At 71.9% G+C, this 17,417-nt stretch carries 12 protein-coding genes and 2 pseudogenes; 6 read left to right on the top strand and 8 right to left on the bottom strand.

Going from position 1 to position 17,417, the window contains the following annotated elements:
- The first annotated feature begins 1 nt into the window (after position 1).
- Together ACL06G_RS05995 and ACL06G_RS05990 are read left to right on the top strand one after the other, a co-directional pair.
- Positions 2–940: a RecB family exonuclease gene (locus tag ACL06G_RS05995; RefSeq protein WP_412835534.1), complete on the top strand. Its 939-nt coding sequence runs from the start codon at positions 2–4 to the stop codon at positions 938–940.
- Positions 941–974: 34 nt separating this feature from the next.
- Complete coding sequence (locus ACL06G_RS05990; protein WP_412835533.1) at positions 975–1,646, top strand: response regulator; 672 nt, start codon at positions 975–977, stop codon at positions 1,644–1,646.
- A 53-nt stretch (positions 1,647–1,699) separates the two neighbouring features.
- Here the strand turns inward: ACL06G_RS05990 and ACL06G_RS05985 are convergent, their stop codons facing one another.
- From ACL06G_RS05985 to metH, 3 genes are all read right to left on the bottom strand, one after another.
- On the bottom strand, positions 1,700–3,295 hold the full coding sequence (locus tag ACL06G_RS05985; protein ID WP_412784183.1) for an ABC transporter substrate-binding protein: 1,596 nt from the start codon (positions 3,293–3,295) through the stop codon (positions 1,700–1,702).
- Between the two features lie 331 nt (positions 3,296–3,626).
- Entirely contained in the window at positions 3,627–4,334 is a 708-nt protein-coding gene (locus ACL06G_RS05980; RefSeq protein WP_412784182.1) for an HAD family hydrolase, read from the bottom strand.
- Positions 4,335–4,456: 122 nt separating this feature from the next.
- The gene (gene metH / locus ACL06G_RS05975) at positions 4,457–7,969 is read right to left on the bottom strand and encodes a methionine synthase (protein WP_412784180.1); all 3,513 of its coding nucleotides are present in this window, start codon (positions 7,967–7,969) and stop codon (positions 4,457–4,459) included.
- 204 nt (positions 7,970–8,173) lie between these two features.
- Here metH and ACL06G_RS05970 point away from each other — a divergent pair, with 204 nt between their 5' ends.
- Complete coding sequence (locus ACL06G_RS05970; RefSeq protein ID WP_412835532.1) at positions 8,174–9,265, top strand: glycoside hydrolase family 18 protein; 1,092 nt, start codon at positions 8,174–8,176, stop codon at positions 9,263–9,265.
- Positions 9,266–9,341: 76 nt separating this feature from the next.
- A pseudogene (locus tag ACL06G_RS05965) lies at positions 9,342–10,202 on the top strand (PAC2 family protein); the annotation flags it as partial.
- 64 nt (positions 10,203–10,266) lie between these two features.
- Here ACL06G_RS05965 and mshC read toward each other — a convergent pair.
- The 5 genes from mshC to ACL06G_RS05940 form a co-directional block, all read right to left on the bottom strand.
- Complete coding sequence (mshC, locus tag ACL06G_RS05960) at positions 10,267–11,496, bottom strand: cysteine--1-D-myo-inosityl 2-amino-2-deoxy-alpha-D-glucopyranoside ligase (protein WP_412784178.1); 1,230 nt, start codon at positions 11,494–11,496, stop codon at positions 10,267–10,269.
- Positions 11,497–11,599: 103 nt separating this feature from the next.
- On the bottom strand, positions 11,600–12,520 hold the full coding sequence (locus ACL06G_RS05955) for an SCO1664 family protein (RefSeq protein ID WP_412784177.1): 921 nt from the start codon (positions 12,518–12,520) through the stop codon (positions 11,600–11,602).
- Positions 12,484–13,074 (bottom strand): DUF3090 domain-containing protein, encoded by a 591-nt coding sequence (locus ACL06G_RS05950; protein ID WP_412784176.1) that lies wholly within the window; start codon positions 13,072–13,074, stop codon positions 12,484–12,486. The genes ACL06G_RS05955 and ACL06G_RS05950 overlap by 37 nt, the downstream gene beginning before the upstream one ends.
- An 88-nt stretch (positions 13,075–13,162) precedes the next feature.
- The gene (locus ACL06G_RS05945) at positions 13,163–13,861 is read right to left on the bottom strand and encodes a histidine phosphatase family protein (RefSeq protein ID WP_412835531.1); all 699 of its coding nucleotides are present in this window, start codon (positions 13,859–13,861) and stop codon (positions 13,163–13,165) included.
- Positions 13,862–14,021: 160 nt separating this feature from the next.
- Positions 14,022–15,071 (bottom strand): LLM class F420-dependent oxidoreductase, encoded by a 1,050-nt coding sequence (locus tag ACL06G_RS05940; protein ID WP_412784174.1) that lies wholly within the window; start codon positions 15,069–15,071, stop codon positions 14,022–14,024.
- Between the two features lie 111 nt (positions 15,072–15,182).
- Between ACL06G_RS05940 and ACL06G_RS05935 the strand changes: the two are divergent.
- A pseudogene (locus tag ACL06G_RS05935) lies at positions 15,183–15,425 on the top strand (aldo/keto reductase); the annotation flags it as partial.
- Positions 15,422–17,413, top strand: a complete 1,992-nt coding sequence (locus ACL06G_RS05930; protein ID WP_412835530.1) for a helix-hairpin-helix domain-containing protein — start codon at positions 15,422–15,424, stop codon at positions 17,411–17,413. The pseudogene ACL06G_RS05935 and the gene ACL06G_RS05930, both read left to right, overlap by 4 nt.
- Positions 17,414–17,417: the final 4 nt, after the last annotated feature.

The following is a 17,417-nucleotide window of genomic DNA, read 5'->3' as shown; positions in this document are numbered from 1 at the left end:
CATGAGAGACGCCGCAGTCACCGCTCCCGACTCGCTGTCGCCGTCGAGGGCGAACGATTTCCTGCAGTGCCCGCTGCTGTACCGCTTCCGGGTGATCGACAAACTGCCGGAGAAGCCCTCGGCCGCGGCAACCCGGGGAACCGTGGTGCACGCGGTCCTGGAGCGGCTTTTCGAGGCGCCCGCGGCGCAGCGCAGCGCCGGGCGGGCGCGGGCGATGGTGCGTCGGGAGTGGGAGCGGCTGCTGGCGCGACGCCCCGAGCTGGCGGAGCTGTTCGCCGGGGCCGGAGAGGCTCCGGAGGAGGGCGGCGACGCAGCGGCACCCGTCGACACCGCGGAACTGGCCCGCTGGCTGGCGGAGGCCGAGTCCCTGGTCGAGCGCTGGTTCTCGCTGGAGGACCCGGCGCGGCTGGAACCCGCCGAACGGGAACTGCGTGTGGAGGCCCGGCTGGAGTCGGGGCTGCGGCTGCGGGGGATCATCGACCGGGTGGACGTGGCGCCCACCGGCGAGGTGCGCATCGTCGACTACAAGACCGGCAAGGCCCCTCGGCCGGAGTACGCGGGTCAGGCGCTGTTCCAGATGAAGTTCTACGCCCTCGTGCTGTGGCGGTTGCGGGGCACTGTGCCGCGACGACTCCAGCTGGTGTACCTGGGCAGCGGGGACGTGGTCACGCACGATCCGGTCGAGTCGGACCTGATCGCGGTGGAGCGGAAACTGCTGGCGCTGTGGGACGCGATCCGCAGGGCGACCGAGACCGGGGACTGGCGGCCGAAGCCGAGCCGGTTGTGCGGCTGGTGCGACCACCAGGCGCACTGTCCGGAGTACGGCGGCACTCCCCCGCCGTATCCGCTGACCGTGCAGCCGCGGCTGCCCGAACCGCGCGAGCCCTCCGGGGATGAGGCACCCGCGGACGGTGCCGGTCGGCCCGCTGCGCCAGAATGAGTTCCGTGAGCCCGCCACCGTCGAAGGGGACGACGTGACCATCCGCGTACTGCTGGTCGACGACCAGCCACTGCTGCGCACCGGCTTCCGCATGATTCTCGAGGCCGAGTCCGACCTCGCGGTGGTCGGCGAGGCCGGCGACGGCCAGCAGGCCCTGGACCAGGTGCGGGCGCTCCAGCCGGACGTGGTGCTGATGGACATCCGGATGCCGCGGATGGACGGTGTGGAGGCGACCCGTCGGATCACCGGCCCCGACAAGGACGGCCCCGCGAAGGTGCTGGTGCTGACCACCTTCGATCTGGACGAGTACGTCGTGGAGGCGCTCCGGGCAGGCGCTTCCGGATTCCTCCTCAAGGACGCGCCCGCGGCAGAGCTCGTGCAGGCCATCCGGGTGGTGGCGGCGGGCGAGGCGATGCTCGCGCCGTCCGTCACCCGACGCCTGTTGGACAAGTACGCGGGACGGCTGCCCTCGGGCGAGGAACCGCTGCCCGACACGCTGCAGGTTCTGACCGAGCGCGAGGTCGAGGTACTCAAGCTGGTGGCCCGCGGCCTCTCGAACGCCGAGATCGCCGCCGACCTGTTCGTGAGCGAGACGACCGTCAAGACGCACGTGGGGCACGTGCTGACCAAGCTCAGCCTGCGGGACAGGGTGCAGGCAGCCGTCTACGCCTACGAGAGCGGCCTGGTTCGCCCGGGCGCCCAGTGACGGCGACGGGCCGGACGCTTCCGCGCGTCCGGCCCGTTCGGTGAGCGGCGGTCTCAGCCGGCCACGCCGCGTCCCAGCTCCCAGAGCTGCATGACGGAGGCGGAGTTGAGAGCCCACTCGGCGCCGGTGATGCCGTCCCGGACCGCGATGTACTGGTTGCCCTGCCACAGCGGCAGCACCGGGACGTCCTCGGCGACGACGTCCTGGGCCCGGCCGTACGACTGTCCCGCGGCAGCCCGGTTCGTCTCACGCCGTGTTTGGGGAATGATGCGGTCCCGGATCTCCTCGTCGACGTACGGCGTCTGCAGGAAGTTGTCCTTGGCGAAGAACGGCGCCATGAAGTTGTCGGCGTCGGGGAAGTCGGGGAACCATCCGAAGCCGTACACCTCGTACTTCCCACCGGTGGCGGAGGGGCGGAACTTCGACCACGGGGTGCCCTCGATGTCCACCTCGAAGAGCCCGGTGGAGTTGAGCTGCTGCTGCAGGGTCTCGAACTCCCGCTCGGTCACCGCACCGTAGTGGTCGGTGGTGTAGTTCAGGGTCATCCGGACCGGAGTGTCGACCCCGGCCTCCTCCAGCATGTCCCGGGCGGCCGGGACATCGGGGTCGCCGTACTCGTTGAAGAACGAGTTCCGGTGGCCGAGCAGGCCGGTCGGGACGATCGAGTACAGCGGGTCGGTGGTGCGCTGGTAGACGTCGCGCACCAGCTTCTTGCGGTCTATCACCTGCGCCATGGCGCGCCGTACGGCGTCCTGGCCGGCGACCGGGGCGTCGGTGTCGAAGACCAGGTAGCGGATCTCCTGCCCCGGGGACTCCACGAGGTCGACACCGCTGTCGGAGTGCTCCAGCCGGAGCACCTGCTCCGGTGTCAGGGTCCGGCTCATGACGTCGACCGAGCCCTTCTGGAGGGCCTTCTCCATGTTCTCGGCACTGTCGAAGGTGCGCAGCTCGATGCGTTCGTTCTCGATCTCGAGCGTCCCCCGGTACTCCGGGTTCCGCTCGAAGACCCCGACCGCGGCGGACTGGTCGTAGGACGACAGGACGTACGCACCGGAGCCGACGACCTCGGTGCCCTCGAGGTATCCGTTCCTCGGGTAGACCTCGCTGTCGACGATGGCGGCCGCGGGCGTGGCCAGCTTGAACGGGAAGGTGGCGTCCGGCTTCTTGAGGTGGAAGACGACCTCGTTCTCGCCCGCGGTCTCCACCTTGTCCAGGTTGTTCAGCAGCGAGGCGGGACCCAGCTTCTCACCGATGTCCAGCATGCGGTTGATTGAGAACTCCACGTCCTCCGCGGTCAGCGCGTTGCCGTTGGAGAAGGTGAGGTCGCTGCGCAGGGTGCACCGGTACTGCTCGCCCTGCTTGTCGGTGAACTCGCACTTCTCCGCGGCCTCGGGCACCGGTTCCGTACCCGAACGGGGAGGGCGCAGCAGGGTCTGGAAGGTGCTGCGCATCACGTTCCAGGAGGCGATGTCGTAGGCCGCCGCCGGGTCGAACGGCGCGGGACTGTCCTCATCGACCGAGAACCGGTCCGTGGTGCCCACCACGATGGCTTCGCCGCCGGAGTCCTGCGACTCGACCCCGCCGCACCCGGACAGGATCGGTACGAGCAGCGCTGCCAGGGCAGGCAGCACCAGGGTCTTTCGATTCATCGTCGATGGTCTCCTCGTCCGGCCCGGATTGTTGCCACGTATGTCATGGCCGGTGTACAGAGGTTAGTTGCTTCCCGCAGCGACATGTGACGGGCCGTGGTAATCACCCGGTCACCCAGCGCCAGGGCGGCGGGCGACCCCGCAGGGCCACGCCTCGCGAACCGGTCGACATGTCATGCCAATTCGGATATTCCGAGGGCGGGCGCGTGCCGCACCCGCGTGTGCGGAACACTCGCGAGAGCGCATCGCAACAGCGCGGGGTGATGAACATCACGACTTCAACTTGCCGGGTTTCCAGGGCATTTCGCCCTGGCAGCGGAGGCCGTCCGTGTCAGGCCCGGGCACCCCGCGCCACGAGTTCGCTGAGGAACCCGAGGTCGACCTCCTCCAGGGAACCCACGACGACGCGCCCTCCGTCGCGCGGGATGGGGGCGACGGACGGAACCGCCACCACGTGGCACCCCGCCGCCTCCGCCGAGGCGACCCCCGTGGCGGTGTCCTCGAGCACCGCGCAGCAGGCGGGGTCGGCGCCCAGACGGGATGCCGCCGTCAGGTAGGGGTCGGGGTGCGGCTTGGTGCGCGCCAGTTCGTCCCCGGCGACCGTGTAGGCGAAGTGCTCCGGGCCCAGGGAACGCAGCATCCGGTCGATGACCGTGCGGTGCGACGCCGAGACCAGAGCCGTGGGAATCCGATGGGCGGACAGTTCGGTGAGGAGCCGCCGCGCACCGGGCATCAGCGGCACCCCGCGGTCGAGCCGTTCGACGAACCTCTCGTTGAGCAGGACCGTCAGCTCACCCAGGGTGATGTCGGCGCCCGTGGCCTCGATGAGGAATCCGGCACTGCGCTTCATGGGGCCGCCCACGACGATGTGGCGCCAGGTCTCCTCGAGACGGTGGCCGAGCTCCGCGAAGACCTCCACCTCCGCATCCCACCAGAACCCCTCGGTGTCCACGAGCGTGCCGTCCATGTCCAGCAGGACCGCTTGCAGCGCCGCGCCGTCGGCCGATCGGGCCATGGGAGCCGGGATGGAGCTCGTCATCCGCGTCGCCCTCCTCTCCAGGGACGAGAAGGCCGGCCGCACGCTCCACCGGGAACGGGCGACCGGCCTGTACCGGACCCATCATTGTACGACGTTCCGGTCCCGCCTGCTCTCTTCCATCCTTACCGCGCGTTGAAGTACTTCGCCTCCGGGTGGTGCAGCACGATCGCATCGGTGGACTGCTCCGGGTGGAGCTGGAACTCCTCGGAGAGTTCCACCCCGATCCGCTCGGGCTTCAGCAGGTCGGCGATCTTGGCCCGGTCCTCCAGGTTCGGGCAGGCGCCGTAGCCCAGGGAGAACCGGGCGCCCCGGTACTTCAGGTCGAACATGTCGACGACCTCCGCGGGGTCCTCCCCGGAGAAGCCCAGTTCGGCGCGCTGACGCGCGTGCCAGTACTCCGCCAGCGCCTCGGCGAGCTGCACGGACAGACCGTGCAGCTCCAGGTAGTCGCGGTAGGAGTCGGAAGCGAAGAGTTCGGCGGTCTCCTCGCCGATCCTGGACCCCACGGTGACCACCTGGAGACCCACCACGTCGGTCTCGCCGCTGTCCTCGGAGCGGAAGAAGTCCGCCAGGCAGAGCCGGCGGCCGCGCCGCTGACGGGGGAAGGTGAAACGGGTGCGCTCCTCGCCCGAGTCATCGAGCAGGATCAGGTCGTCCCCCTTGGAGACGCAGGGGAAGTATCCGTAGACGACGGCGGCCTCCAGCACATTGTCGCGCTGCAGGCGGTCCAGCCAGCCGCGCAGCCGCGGCCGCCCCTCCGTCTCGAGGAGCTCCTCGTACGAGGGACCCTCGCCCGTGCGGGACTCCTTCAGCCCCCACTGGCCCTTGAAGAGCGCACCCTCGTCGAGCCAGGAGGCGTAGTCCTTCAACGGGATGCCCTTGACGACCCTCGTGCCCCGGAACGGCGGAGTGGGGACGGGATTGTCGCGGGCGACGTCGGAGCGAACGGAGCCGTCGTTCACCGGCTGCTCCGGCACCGCCCCTTCCTTCTTGGGCACGCGGCGCTTCTTCAGCTCCGGCAGCTCCGCACCCGGAACGCCCCTCTTCACCGCCATCAGGGCGTCCATCAGGCGCAGCCCCTCGAAGGCATCGCGGGCGTAGCGCACCTCGCCCTCGTAGATCTCGTGGAGATCCTGCTCGACGTACGCGCGGGTGAGTGCCGCCCCGCCGAGGATGACCGGATACTCCGCCGCCAGCTTGCGCTGGTTCAGCTCCTCCAGGTTCTCCTTCATGATGACGGTCGACTTCACCAGCAGGCCGGACATGCCGACGACGTCGGCCTTGTGCTCCTGCGCGGCGTCCAGGATCGCGGAGACAGGCTGCTTGATGCCCAGGTTGACCACGTTGTAGCCGTTGTTGGCGAGGATGATGTCGACGAGGTTCTTGCCGATGTCGTGCACGTCCCCGCGGACGGTGGCGAGCACGATGGTGCCCTTGCCCTCATCGTCGGACTTCTCCATGTGCGGCTCGAGGTGGGCCACCGCGGTCTTCATCACCTCGGCGGACTGCAGCACGAACGGAAGCTGCATCTGGCCGGAGCCGAACAGCTCTCCGACCACCTTCATGCCTGCGAGGAGCGTGTCGTTGACGATCTCGAGCGCCGGACGCTCCTCCAACGCGGCGTCCAGGTCGGCCTCCAGGCCGTTGCGCTCCCCGTCGATGATCCGGCGCTGCAGGCGCTCCTCCAGCGGCAGGGCGGCCAGTTCCTCGGCCCGGCCCGCCTTGAGGGACTTGCTGTCCACTCCCTGGAAGAGTTCCAGCAGCTTCGACAGCGGGTCGTAGCCCTCGCTGCGACGGTCGTAGATCAGGTCCAGTGCCGTCTGCACGTGCTCCTCGTCCAGACGGGCGATCGGCAGGATCTTGGAGGCGTGCACGATGGCGGAATCCAGCCCCGCCTTGACGCACTCGTCGAGGAAGACGGAGTTGAGCACCTGCCGGGCCGCCGGGTTGAGGCCGAAGGAGATGTTGGACAGGCCGAGCGTGGTCTGCACCGCCGGGTGGCGCCGCTTGAGTTCACGGATCGCCTCGATCGTGGCGACGCCGTCCTTGCGGGACTCCTCCTGCCCCGTGCAGATGGTGAAGGTCAGGCAGTCGACCAGGATGTCGGACTCCGCGATGCCCCAGTTGGTGCTGAGGTCCTCGATGAGGCGCTCGGCCACCGCCACCTTGTGCTCGGGGGTACGGGCCTGGCCCTCCTCGTCGATGGTGAGCGCGATGAGTGCGGCCCCGTGTTCCGCCGCGAGGCGGGTGATGCGGGCGAACCGCGAGTCGGGGCCGTCACCGTCCTCGTAGTTCACGGAGTTGAGGACGGCGCGGCCACCGAGCTTCTCCAGCCCCGCCTGCAGGACCTCGGGTTCGGTGGAGTCCAGCACCACCGGCAGCGTGGAGGCGGTGGCGAACCGGCCCGCCAGTTCGTTCATGTCGGCGACGCCGTCGCGTCCGACGTAGTCGACGCACAGGTCCAGCAGGTGGGCGCCCTCGCGGATCTGGTCCCGGGCCATCTCCACGCAGTCGTCCCAGCGGCCCTCGATCATCGCCGTGCGGAACTTCTTCGACCCGTTGGCGTTGGTCCGCTCACCGATGGCCAGGTAGGAGGTGTCCTGCCGGAACGGGACCGCCTGGTACAGGGACGAGGCCGCGGGCTCGGGACGCGGTTCGCGCTCGGCGGGCGTGAGCCCGCGCACCCGCTCGACCAGCTGCCGCAGGTGTTCGGGGGTGGTGCCGCAGCACCCGCCCACCAGGGAGAGGCCGTAGTCGCTGACGAAGGACTCCTGTGCGTCGGCGAGTTCGGTAGCGGTGAGCGGGTAGTGGGCGCCGTCGCTCCCCAGCACCGGCAGGCCCGCGTTGGGCATGCACGAGATCGGCACCCGGGCGTGCTGCGCCAGGTACCGCAGGTGCTCGCTCATCTCCGCCGGCCCGGTGGCGCAGTTGAGGCCGATCATGTCGATGCCGAGCGGTTCCAAGGCGGTGAGCGCGGCCCCGATCTCCGACCCCAGCAGCATCGTGCCGGTGGTCTCGACAGTGACGGAGCAGATCAGCGGCAGCGAGGTGCCGGTGGCGTCGAGCGCCCTGCGAGCCCCCAGCACGGCCGCCTTCGTCTGGAGCAGGTCCTGCGTGGTCTCCACCAGCAGGGCGTCGGCCCCACCGGCGATCATGCCTTCGGCGTTCTGCTGGTAGGCGTCACGGAGCGCGGTGTACGGGGCGTGTCCGAGGGTCGGCAGCTTGGTGCCGGGCCCCATGGAGCCCAGGACCCACCTCATCCGGCCGTCGCCGTCCTCGAATTCCTCCGCGACCTGCCGGGCCAGTGCCACACCGGCCTCGGAGAGCTCGAAGATGCGGTGGGCGATGTCGTACTCGCCGAGCGCGGCGAAGTTGGCGCCGAAGGTGTTGGTCTCCACGCAGTCGACACCGGCGGCGAAGTACTCGCGGTGGACGGAGGTGACAATGTCGGGCCGGGTGACGTTCAGGATCTCGTTGCAGCCCTCGAGCTGCTGGAAGTCGTCGAGGGTGGGTTCCTGCGCCTGGAGCATGGTCCCCATGGCTCCGTCGGCGACGACCACCCGGGAGGCGAGCGCCTCCCGGAAAGCGTCTGCACGGTTGGTGCGGGCGTGGGGCGGCGTGCTGGGCGAGGCCATGGAAAAAGCTCCCTGGGATGCGACGGCTGTCGGCTTTGCGCCGACCGGTTGCGGAACGGCGCACCCGACCAGGGTAGCGGCCCGTACAAGACCGCCTCGGTGACGTTCCGCGGAAGGTGCGCAGCGCACGGTGGGGAGAGGCACCGCGACGACCCGGTGTGCCACAGTGTCCACCCGGGGTGTCGACGGGGAGCGGGGGCCGCGATGGCGTGGCGCGGGATGTCGGTGGCATTGCGTCCCGGGAGGCGCGCGCTGAAGTGGTGCGCATGCGCCCTGGCGGCGGTGCTTCTGGTTCCGCCCGCCGCCACGCTGGTCGTGCTGCGCGCGTACGCCGCGGGCTCTCCCGGGGCGGGCACGCACACGCGTGGACGGGACGCGCTGTGGATGGGGCACGCGTGGGTCGACGGCCGCCGGGACGAGGACGATCTGGCCCGCCTGGCGCAACGGGTCGCCGGGACCGGCATCCGCGACCTGTACGTCCACGCGGGACCGCTGGAGTTCGACGGCACGCTCCGCCCGGCGCGCCACCGGCGGGCCCGCTGGCTGCTGCAGGGTGTGGAGCGGGAACTCCCCGGAGTCCGGGTGCAGGCGTGGCTGGGACAGCTGGTGAGCTACGGCGGGGCGGCCCCGGGCAGGCTGCCGCTCGACGATCCGCGGGCACGCAGCGCCGTGGTGGACAGCAGTCGCCGCATGCTGCGGGTCGGGTTCGACGGGGTGCACCTGAACCTGGAGCCGCTGCGTTCCGGCAGCCGTTCCTACCTCCGGCTCCTGGAGCGGTTGGCGCCCGCCGTGCACCGGAGGGGCGGGGTGCTGTCGGTCGCCACGCACCAGATCGATCCCGTGCCGGGCGCCCACGCGGCGGCGGGTGCGGTCAGTGCGGACGGTCGGACGAAGTGGTGGTCCCACTCCTACTTCGCCGAGGTCGCGACGCGCGTGGACCAGGTGGCGGTGATGTCCTACGACACCTGGACCCCCTGGGAGAGCCTGTACCGCGGCTATGTCGCCCAGCAGACCGAACTGGCACTGGAGCACGCCCCGGCCACGACGGACGTGCTGATGGGGCTGCCCTTCTACCACACCGACACTCCGGGCCGTGAGCCCGATGCGGAGACGGTTCCGGCCGCGGTCCGCGGCGTCCGCCTGGGGCTGGACCGGCAGGACGCGTCGCGCGAGCGGTTCGGGGTCGCGCTGTACGTGGACTTCGCCGCGACCCCCGGGGACTGGCGGGTGTACCGCAGCGACTGGTGCACCACCCGGAGTGCTCGAGGGATACGGCGGAGGCCGCGCACGCCGTAGGCTTGGCCGGGCACGCAACACGTACGGCAGCCGGTCCGGTGCGCAGCGCTCCGGACCGGAGGTAAGGAGGCGCTGGGTGATCGAGCTCGAGGGCGTTCCCGAGCTGGTCGACCCGGTCATGGTGGCCGCGTTCGAGGGCTGGAACGACGCCGGCGACGCCGCCTCCACCGCGGTCGGGCACCTGGAGAGGGAGTGGAAGGGCGAGGTGTTCGCGGCGCTCGACGCCGAGGACTACTACGACTTCCAGGTCAACCGGCCGCAGGTGTGGATGGACGAGGGCGTCCGCAGGATCACCTGGCCCACGACGCGCCTCTCGGTGGTCCGGGTCGGCGACTCCGACGGCAAGGGCAGAGCTCGTGACCTGGTGCTGGTCCGCGGAATCGAGCCGAGCATGCGGTGGCGGTCGTTCTGCAACGAGGTGCTCGGCTTCGCCCACGAGCTGGGGGTGGAGATGGTGGTGGTGCTGGGGGCACTGCTCGGGGACACTCCTCACACCCGGCCGGTTCCGGTGACGGGAGTGACCTCCGACCCGGACCTCGCGCGCACGATGCATCTGGAGGAGTCGAAGTACGAGGGCCCGACGGGCATCGTGGGCATCCTCCAGGAAGCGTGCACGCACGCCGGTGTGCCGGCCGTCAGCCTGTGGGCCTCCGTGCCGCACTACGTGTCCCAGCCGCCGAACCCGAAGGCGACACTCGCGTTGCTGAACCGGCTCGAGGACCTGCTGGAGATGCGCGTCCCGCTGGGTGAGCTGCCCGAGGACGCCCGCGCCTGGCAGCTGGGCGTGGATCAGCTGGCGGCCGAGGACGGGGACGTCGCGGAGTACGTGCAGTCGCTGGAGGAGGCGCGCGACACCGCGGAGCTCCCCGAGGCCTCGGGCGAGGCGATCGCGAAGGAGTTCGAGCGCTACCTGCGGCGGCGTCCGCCCCGCTCGTCGGGCCCGTCCTCGGAGGACGGGCCCGACGCGGGCGGGGGCTGAGCCGCTCCGCTGCGGCCGGGGCCTACAGGGCGACGCCGAGCAGGGCGTCGACAGCCCGGGAGACGAGTCCGGGAGCGCTCGCGTCCGCGCCGCCCTCCTCCTGCTGCCGTGCGACCCAGCGGTCGACCGCGACGAGCGCGGACGGCGTGTCGAGGTCGTCGGCCAGTGCCTCGCGGACCTGCTCGAGCAGCTGCCGCGCGTCCGGCCCGTCCGGACGGGACACGGCGTCGCGCCAGCGCTCCAGCCGGGTCACGGCGGTCTCCAGGACGTCCGGGGTGTACTCCCAGTCGGAGCGGTAGTGGTGGGCGAGCAGCGTGAGCCGGATGGCGGCCGGGTCGACGCCCCGCCGGCGCAGCGCGGAGACGAAGACGAGGTTCCCCTTGGACTTCGACATCTTCTCGCCGTCCAGGGCGACCATGCCCGCGTGCACGTAGGCGCGCGCGAAGGGGTGCTCCCCGGTGAGGGCCTGCGCGTGGGAGGCCCCCATCTCGTGGTGCGGGAATGCCAGGTCGGAGCCGCCTCCTTGGACGTCGAAGCCCATGCCGAGGTGCTCCAGGGCGATGGCGACGCACTCGATGTGCCAGCCGGGCCGGCCCGGCCCCAGCGAGCGGCCGTCCCAGCTCGGCTCGCCCTCGCGCTCGGCCCGCCAGAGCATCGGGTCGAGAGGGCTCTTCTTCCCCGGGCGGTCGGGGTCGCCGCCGCGTTCGGCCGAGAGGAGGCGCATGGTCTCGGTGTCCAGCCCGGACACCTCGCCGAAGTGGGGGTCGGCCTCGACGGAGAAGTAGATGTCCCCCTCGAGTTCGTACGCGGCTCCGGCGTCGCGGAGGCGCTCGACGAGGGGCACGAGTGCCGGGATGGCCTCCACGGCCCCCACGAAGTGCTGCGGGGGCAGCATCCGCAGCGCGGTCATGTCCTCGCGGAAGAGGGCGGTCTCCCGCTCCGCCAGGTCCTCCCATGCCTCGCCGGTCTCGGCGGCGCGTTCCAGCAGCGGATCGTCCACGTCGGTGACGTTCTGGACGTAGTGGACCTGCCGCCCGGAATCGAGCCACACGCGCTGCACGAGGTCGAATGCGTGGTACGTCGCCGCGTGTCCGAGGTGCGTGGCGTCGTAGGGAGTGATGCCACAGACGTAGAGACGGGCGACGGGACCCGGGGTGAGGGTCACGCGTCCGCCGGTGGCGGTGTTGTGGATCCGCAGGTCACGGCCCTGACCGGGCAGGACGGGGACTTGGGAGGCTGGCCAGGCATGCATGCGTCGAGCCTAACCGGACGGTCGTTGCGGTCACCAACGGGATGTGGGAGCGGCCTGCAAACCTCTTGACACGCTTCGCCGGAGCGTTCTCGCGAGGGCCCGCTCAGAGCGGCGGCCAGGGGATGGCCGGCCACCCGCCCCCCGGTGCCGGGTGCCTGCCGGAGGCCAGAAGGTGGCCGACACGTGCGCGCAGGGCGTCGAGTTCGGCCGCGGTGATCAGTCCGTCGAGACGGGCGGCCAGCGGCGCGGCACCGGTGAGCGCCCCGCGCAGATCCTCGAGGACCGCCAGGGCCTCACCGGTGAGCGGCTCGTCCGCCCAGCCCCAGAGCAGGGTGCGGAGCTTGTCGTCCGCGTGGAAGGTCACGCCGTGGTCGATGGCCCGCAGGCCGCCGTCCCGGGTGGTGAGCAGGTGACCGCCCTTGCGGTCGGCGTTGTTGATGACCGCGTCGAGCACGGCGAGGCGGCGCAGTCGCGGGTCGTCGGCGTGGACGAAGAGGGCGGGTCGGCCGTCGGCGGTCTCCGCGTGGCCGACGGTCCGCCACCCCGCGCCCGGACTCTCTCCCTCGACGAGGGCGAACAGGCCGGCCTGTTCCGGCTCCTCCTCCGGCGCCGGGTCCGGTTCGCGGCCGGGCTCCGGGGCATCCGGGTCCGCGGCGGGCCCCGTCGCCTCGTCGGGCGGAGCGCCCACCCATTCCTGGCACATGCCCTCGCCGTAGGGGCCGTCCCGCAGCACCGTGGCCGGGACGAGCCCCCACCCGGTGGCCTCGGACACCTCGTAGGCCGCGACCTCACGGGCGGCAAGGGTGCCGTGCGGGAAGTCCCACAGCGGGCTCTCGCCCGCCACGGGCTTGTAGACGCAGGACAGCGACACTCCGTCGTGCTCCACGGCCCCGAACAGAACGGCGTTCGAAGCGTCCCGGATCCGGCCGCGGACGGTCAGCGCCCCCTGCGCGAGGACGGTCCGCAGGTCCCCGACGGCGGTGCCGCTCACTCGTCGCGGCGGTACCCGTTCTGGCGCGGGCATACGTGTCCTTCCGGGTCGAGGGGCAGGCTGCACAGCGGGCACGGCGGCCGTCCGGCGTTCACCACCTCGAGCGCCCGCTTGGCGAAGGCACGGGCCATGGCGCCGCTGATGCGCACCCGCAGCATGGGCGGGCCGTTCTCGTCGTCCTGCAGCAGGCGCTCCTCGGCCTCGGCGAGGTCCTCCTCCGACTCGGCGTCGAGTTCGACGACGGCCTGCGCCTCGACCACCATGCGCTCTTCCTCGCCGTCCCAGGCCAGAGCCATCGTGCCGACGTGGAACTCCTCGTCCACCGGCGACTGCAGCGGGCCGGTGTCGTCGACCTCCGTGGGGGCGACCGCGGGCACCGGGGCATTGCCGCCGGAGCGGCGCACCACCTCGTCCAGCAGCTCGTCGATCCGCTCCGCCAGCGCCTCCACCTGTGCTTTCTCCAGGGCGACGCTGGTGGTGCGGCCGCCGGAGGAAGCCTGCAGATAGAAGCTTCTGCGGCCCGGCAGCCCGACCGTGCCGGCCACGAACCGGTCCGGCGGGTCGTAGAGGAACACCTGACGGGACACGTCCTGCTCCGTTGGGGTCGACAGCTTCGGACACTGGCACCCTACTGCGCCGGGCGATCACCCTGCCTCAGGGCGGGGAGTTCGCCGGCTACCGGCCTCCCCCGACCGTGGCGTCCCCGGCGCCGGCCGCCCGCTCGGGTTCCTCCTCCCGGGGTGCCGGTGCCAGGGAGGACAGTTCGCCGGTGTCCCCGAGGCGCAGCAGGAACGGACGTTGCGGCGTCCAGCGGATCACGGTCACGGAGCAGGGGCTCATCGAGAGGCGCTGGAAGAGGTCGAGGTGCAGGCCGAGGGCCTCGGCCACGAGTGACTTGAGGACGTCGCCGTGCGAGCACATCAGGTAGCAGGCGTCGGCACCGTACTCGGCCGTGATCCGGGCGTTCCAGTCCCGCACCGCGTCCACCGCACGGTTCTGCATCGCGCGCAGGGACTCGCCGCCGGGGAAGGAGGCGCCCGAAGGGTGCTGCTGCACGGTGGCCATCAGCGGCTCGTCGGTGAGGTCCGCGAGCGTGCGGCCCGTCCACTCGCCGTAGTCGCACTCGTTCAGGCGTTCCTCGGTGTGCACGGGGAGGTCGGGGCGGGCGGCGGTCAGCGGGGCCAGGGTCTCCGAGCAGCGCTGCAGGGGACTCGTCACCGCGGCCACGGGCGCGAGGGGGGCGAGACGCGGGGGCAGGCCCGCGGCCTGTTCGCGGCCCAGGTCGTCCAGGCCGACGCCCGGGGTACGTCCGGCGAGCAGCCCGGCGGTGTTGGCGGTCGACCGGCCGTGCCGCAGAAGGATCAGCGTGGGCATGGCTGCCAGCGTAGAGCGTGCGCGGAGCGCGGTCACCGGACCGGTGCAATCCGCAGCGCCCGGACCGTAACCTCCGCGGACGCCGCGCGTTCAGCACGGCGACGGCCGTGGCGGGGAGGACCCCGAGCCCCCACCACGGCCGTGATGTGCGCACGGGGCCTCAGGCCAGCCCGGCGCGTTCCATGGCCTCCACGCCGGTGCGGAGGCCGGCGATCCGCTCGTCGAGCGTGAAGCCCGAGGGGGCCAGTGAGAGCGTCCCGACCCCCGCCTCCGCGTAGGCCCGCATCCGGTCGGCAATGCGGTCCACCGGGCCGAGCAGGGTCGTCGACTCGATCAACTTCCGCGGAACGGCGGCGGCGGCACCCTCCTTGTCGCCGGCCAGGTACTTCTCCTGGATCTCGGCGGCCTCCTTCTCGAACCCCATGCGCTGGGCGAGGCGGTTGTAGAAGTTCTGCTTGCGGCTGCCCATACCGCCCACGTAGAGCGCGGTGTAGGGGCGGAAGAGGTCGGCCAGCGCGTCGATGTCCTCACCGACGGCCATGGGGACGGTCGGACAGAGGTCGAAGCCGTCGAGGTCCTTGCCCGCCTTCTCCCGTCCGGCGCGCAGCGGGGCGAGCGCGGTCTCCTCGGCGTGCTCCGGGGAGAAGAACACCAGCAGCGCGCCCTCGGCGATCTCCCCGGTCTGCTCGAGGTTCTTGGGCCCGATCGCGGCGATGTACAGCGGGATGCGCTCGCGCACCGGGTGCACGGTCAGCTTGATCGGCTTGCCCGGCCCGTCGGGCAGCGGGAGCGTCCAGTGTGCGCCGGAGTGGCTGAGCCGTTCGCGGGACATGGCCTTGCGGACGATCTCGACGTACTCGCGGGTGCGGGCGAGGGGCTTGTCGAACTTGACGCCGTACCAGCCCTCCGACACCTGGGGGCCGGAGACTCCGAGGCCGAGCCGGAACCGGCCGCCCGAGAGGGTGTCCAGGGTGGCCGCGGTCATCGCGGTCATCGCGGGGGTGCGCGCCGGGATCTGGAAGATGCCGGATCCCACGTCGATGCGCTCGGTCTGGGCTGCCACCCACGACAGGACGGTGGGGGCGTCCGAGCCGTAGGCCTCGGCCGCCCAGCAGACGGAGTAGCCGAGGCGGTCCGCCTCCTGGGCCACCGCGAGGTTGTCCGCGTCCATCCCGGCGCCCCAATAGCCGAGGTTGATGCCGAGCCGCATACCGGCCCCCTTACTGGTCAGTAACTCATGTGTCCCGGGGACTCTAGCCTGTGCCGTGGGTACGCTCAACGCCCATCAGGACCTAGCCAGGGGACGCCCAGCTAGAGCGGGGTCGTCGACGCGGTCGTCACCGCGGCCGACGGCCTGGCGGTGACGCCCCTGCAGGTGGCGCTCGCCCGGGTGCGGGACCGGCCGGGAGTGGCGGCGCCGGTCGTCGGAGCACGGACGGCGGAGCAGCTCACCGAGGCGCTGTCGGTGGAGGGACTTAGTCTTCCCCAGGAGATCCGCCGAGCGCTGGACGAGGTGTCCGCGCCGGTGCACCGCTACCCCGACCAGGACTGGAGCGAGCTGTGACCAGCCAGGACCCCTCCGGCACGACCCCGACCGGAGCGGCCCCGCGCGACGGGAAGGCCGCAGAACTCCTCGCGGCCGTACGAGCGGTGGAGAGCGGCGAGCGCTCCGCCGACTCCTTCTTCACCGAACGGCGGCGGCCTCCGGCTGCCCCGCGGCCACAGCCCGCCGGGCAGCCGGCCGCGCGGGAGGAGGCGGAGCCGTCACGCCGGGAGCCGATGGCGGTGCCCGACGCCGTGCGTGCCGTACTGGAGGAGGGCGACGCTCCTCCGGCGCTCGCGGCGCGGGTCGTGGCGACCCTCGGAAGCGAGGCGGACCGGGTGCTCAGGGGTGATCCGTGGCAGCTCCTCGCGGTACCAGGGGTCCGCGCCGGACAGGCGGACGCCTTCGCCCGCGCGTTGCTGGGCCCCCAGAGCGGGCCGGGCGACGGACGGCGGTCGCGTGCTCTCGTGCTCCACCTGCTCGAGCGGGCCGCGCTGCGTGGTCACACGGCGCTGCCGCCGGTGTCGCTGGAACGTGGGCTGGCTCAGCAGGGTGTGCCGGAGCCGGAAGCAGCGGTGCGCGAGGCCCTCGACGACGCGGCGGTGCTGGCTTTCGAAGAGGCGCTGGACGGTCTGTCCGCGACCGCGCGGGCCGAGCCTGCGGACCCGGAGCCGGCCGACCCGCCGGAGGCGGCAGAGGAGCGTCCGGTCCGGCTGCTGATCGGCCTGGAGCATCACGCGCTGGCCGAGGAGAGCCTCGCGGACGGACTCGCCCGGCTGTCCGGCACGGTCGCTCCGCTGCCGGAGGAGGATTGGATCCGGGCGGCGGAGGCCGCGGGAGTGGCCGCGACACCGACCGCTCCCGAACTCCTGCGGGCCGTCGCGGGGCACGGGCTCGCCGCACACACCGGAGGCGAGGCGGCGCGTGCGGAACCCGCGGCGCTCCTGCCGACGGCGGAACGCCTCGGGCTGCGCTGCTGCCTCGTGGCGCACGGCGGGAACAGCCTGCGGCGTCTGGCCCGGCTGATTCCGGAAGCAGAGGGGCCGGAAGGGCGGCTCGTCACCCTCGCGGGGCTCCTCGCCGGGCGCGAGGGACCGCCGCGGGACACGCACGGTGTCTGGGAGGTGGACCTTCTGGTGGTCTGCGACGCCGACCGTCTGGCGACGGAGGAGGCGGCGGCACTGGTCGAGTCGCTGCCCGACGGGGCACGGCTGGTGCTCAGCGGGGACCCCCACCGGCTCGGCCCGGCCGGAGCGGGGAACGTGCTCCGGGACGTGCGCTCGAGCCGCTGCTGCCCGGTCGTCGTCTCCCGCACCCCCGACCCGGGGCCGCTGGGCACCCTCGTGTCCTCGATCGGGGCGGGCGAGTTGCCGCAGGTGGACTCACCGGAACGGGAACTGGTCATCGTTCCGGTGCGGGACACCGGGGAGGCCGTGCACCGCACGGTCCAGCTGGTCTGCGACTCCGTCCCGCGGGCTCTCGGCATCCCCGCCGAGGACACCCGTGCGGTCACGGTCGGGCACGGAGGTGCTGCGGGGACCCGGGCACTGAACGAAGCGCTCAAGGACCGGCTCAACCCTGGTCCCGGGCGGTTCGGAGGGTTCGACGCCGGGGACCGTGTCGTCCACTCCCCCGTTGCCGGCCGCTTCGAGGAGGGCACGGTGAGCGGTGGCGACGAGGAGGGACTGCACCTCGACCTGCAGGGGCGGCAGGTGACCGTGCCGCCGGACCGCGTGCCGGAGATTGTCCGCCACGGGTGGGCCGTGACCGCCCACCAGGCGGCCTCGTCCCGGTGGCCCGCGGTGGTGGCGGTGCTGCCGGGCGACAGCGCGGAGGAGCTGACGCGGGAGTGGGTCCTCACGGCGTTCGGGCGGGCGGAACGGCACCTGTCCGTCGTGCAGGGCGTGGAGTCGGCACTGGCCGAGGCGGTGTCGGCACGGACCGCCCCGGAGCGGACCACGCGGCTGCGGAATCTGCTCGTCCAGGCGGTGCGGGCCGCCGCGGGGTGAGCGC

This window comes from Streptomyces callyspongiae, assembly GCF_047200695.1.
In the GTDB taxonomy this organism is placed as follows: domain Bacteria; phylum Actinomycetota; class Actinomycetes; order Streptomycetales; family Streptomycetaceae; genus Streptomyces.
Note: the sequence above shows the minus strand (reverse complement) of the source record. Positions and strands in the feature narration are given on the sequence as shown.